This window comes from Bartonella sp. AD328YNZD (assembly GCF_042196425.1).
In genome coordinates, this window is the sequence record NZ_JBHIQG010000493.1 from 1 (window position 1) to 1,391 (window position 1,391).

2 protein-coding genes are annotated in these 1,391 nt (G+C 36.1%); one reads left to right on the forward strand and one right to left on the reverse strand.

Annotated elements, in window-relative coordinates:
* A partial coding sequence (locus ACFIO3_RS13135) for an MFS transporter (protein WP_375704604.1) occupies nucleotides 1–524 on the reverse strand: 524 nt, incomplete at its 3' end.
* A 311-nt stretch (nucleotides 525–835) separates the two neighbouring features.
* Between ACFIO3_RS13135 and rpsO the strand changes: the two genes are divergently transcribed.
* A complete protein-coding gene (gene rpsO / locus ACFIO3_RS13140; RefSeq protein WP_005774142.1) occupies nucleotides 836–1,105 on the forward strand; it encodes a 30S ribosomal protein S15 in 270 nt (89 codons plus the stop codon).
* Nucleotides 1,106–1,391 lie beyond the last annotated feature (286 nt).

Sequence of the window (1,391 nt, forward strand, 5' to 3'; positions counted from 1 at the left end):
AAAGCAGCAGATGCACCCAAAGTTGCAATAATGGCACCACCAATCGCAGGGCCAACACTCCGCATCAAATTAAAGCCAACACTATTCAAACTAACAGCAGTAGGAATATTTTCCCTGCTCACAATATCTCCTATCGTTGCTTGCCAAGAAGGATTATAAAAAGCCGTGCCACATCCAATCAAAAACGTAAAACATAATAAAAGCCAAGGTGTGAGAAATCCCAGATAGGCTAAAACAGCTAAACTCATGGATATGACCATCATCATAATTTGTGCGCACAACATAATTTGACGCCGATTAAAATTATCAGCTAAGGCCCCTGCCATCAAAGAAAACATAACAAGTGGTAACGTTGTCGCACTTTGAACAAGCCCAACCATGGAATGCGAAGAACTAATCAACGCCATTAACCACCCTGCTCCAACAGCCTGTATCAATCCCCCTAAATTAGAAATAAGAGTCGATAACCATAAATTTCGAAATACCGAATTACGGAAAAGCTTTAATGTTGAAATGCTCTGCATCTTTTTCCTCCAAATCGGTATTTATCATTTTTTTACCATACACACGCAATAATTTTTGTATCAAAAGGATGCATAATTCTTTAAAAATTCTCATAAAACCCTCTTTAAATCAATATTTCTAAATAAAAGCCCTTGATTTAGAGAAAGACTTCAAAATGCTGTTAAGGACTAGTATTTTAACCTTCTTTCCTATATAAGAACGAGAATAGGTAAGAGTCTTCGACTCTTTTTGTTTCTTAACAGACCCTTGCTGAACGACATCTCGGCTGTGGGTGACTTTATGTTTCTTCGTTTTTGGAAAGGATAATACGATGTCGATTACAGCTGAACGTAAACAAGCTCTTGTCGCAGAATACGCAAATAAAGTTGGTGATACAGGATCACCAGAAGTACAAATTGCTGTACTTTCTGAACGTATTTCTAATTTAACAAACCACTTTAAATCTCATAAAAAAGATAATCATTCTCGTCGTGGTCTTTTGAAGATGGTGTCTCAACGCCGGCGCCTTCTTGATTATCTTAAAGGAGTTGACCAAAATCGTTATCAAACACTTATTAAGAAATTAGGTTTGCGTCGCTAAAAGAAAAATGGGGGTGGTATTTAAAAAAACACCCATTTTTTTCAACGTGTTTCTTTCAGTTAAAATTTTTAAAAGCTGATAAGTTATTATGGGATAGGATTGCTTACCATTTCACATTTAATGCGGTTTTCTTCTTTTTTTACCAAAAGGATAGAAGTAACTTGTTGTCTACCCCAGAGCTTGAAAATATGCTACGCACAACCAGAATTTGAGCAATCAAAGATTTAAACACTGGTCATTAAGGATAAAAAATGTTTAAAACGCACAAGATAGAAATTGAATGGGC

Bases quoted from the DNA above. Each gene is read 5' to 3' on its own strand.
- rpsO (WP_005774142.1), top strand. From the start codon at position 836: ATGTCGATTACAGCTGAACGTAAACAAGCTCTTGTCGCAGAATACGCA.